The organism is Vibrio sp. 1727, from assembly GCF_033344415.1.
GTDB lineage: Bacteria > Pseudomonadota > Gammaproteobacteria > Enterobacterales > Vibrionaceae > Vibrio > Vibrio alginolyticus.
Genome location: NZ_JAWPOT010000433.1, coordinates 1 through 603 on the forward strand (window position 1 = coordinate 1; position 603 = coordinate 603).

Below are 603 nucleotides of genomic sequence, written 5' to 3' on the forward strand. Positions count from 1 at the left end.
CGATGGAACAGTTGAATGTGCCTCGAAAAACGCTGTATGACAAAATGCAACGCTATCAGATAGATAAAGAGCTCTATAAATAAAACAGGTTCGCGCGATTGGTATTATATCCAACTTGAATCATAATTTTGCTAAGGCAATTATTGGGCTCATATGGATATGAATGAAAAAGTGAGGATACCGATCATTACCGATACAGTGATGGTAGACGGCCAGTATCAAGAAGAAAGGCGCTCCGGTGAAGACCGACGTAAAAACAAAAAGAAGTGGCACGGCTATGAGCGCAGAGTCCATCCCGATCCGAGAAAACAAGATTTTAAATCCATAGACGAAGAGGTGTGATGGCTCACACCTCTTTTTGGTTGCGTGAATGTAATTCGGAAAATGTGTTATTTAGTGATTATTTCTGGCCCCATCAAGGTCGTAGGTAACCAAGTTGATACCCAAGGTACATAAGTCACAATTATCAAGAACAAGAACATGACGCCCACCCATGGCAATGCCGCTTTTACAACATTCATCATCGACATTCTTGCCACCCCAGCCGTTACAAACAGATTCAACCCAACTGGTGGCGTTATCATGCCGATTTCCATGTTCACC

The 603-nt window shown here is 42.6% G+C and carries 2 protein-coding genes and 1 pseudogene; 2 read left to right on the top strand and 1 reads right to left on the bottom strand.

Annotated features, from left to right (window positions below; translation table 11 throughout):
• A pseudogene (locus R8O10_RS26180) lies at positions 1-83 on the top strand (sigma-54-dependent Fis family transcriptional regulator); the annotation flags it as partial.
• Positions 84-159: 76 nt separating this feature from the next.
• The gene (locus tag R8O10_RS26185; RefSeq protein WP_021451574.1) at positions 160-342 is read left to right on the top strand and encodes a hypothetical protein; all 183 of its coding nucleotides are present in this window, start codon (positions 160-162) and stop codon (positions 340-342) included.
• Positions 343-389: 47 nt separating this feature from the next.
• Here R8O10_RS26185 and R8O10_RS26190 read toward each other — a convergent pair.
• Positions 390-603 (bottom strand): TRAP transporter large permease subunit (locus R8O10_RS26190; RefSeq protein ID WP_318192092.1); only part of this gene is annotated, 214 nt, incomplete at its 5' end.

Coding starts and splice junctions, on each gene's coding strand:
- R8O10_RS26185 (WP_021451574.1), top strand. CDS start 160: ATGAATGAAAAAGTGAGGATACCGATCATTACCGATACAGTGATGGTA.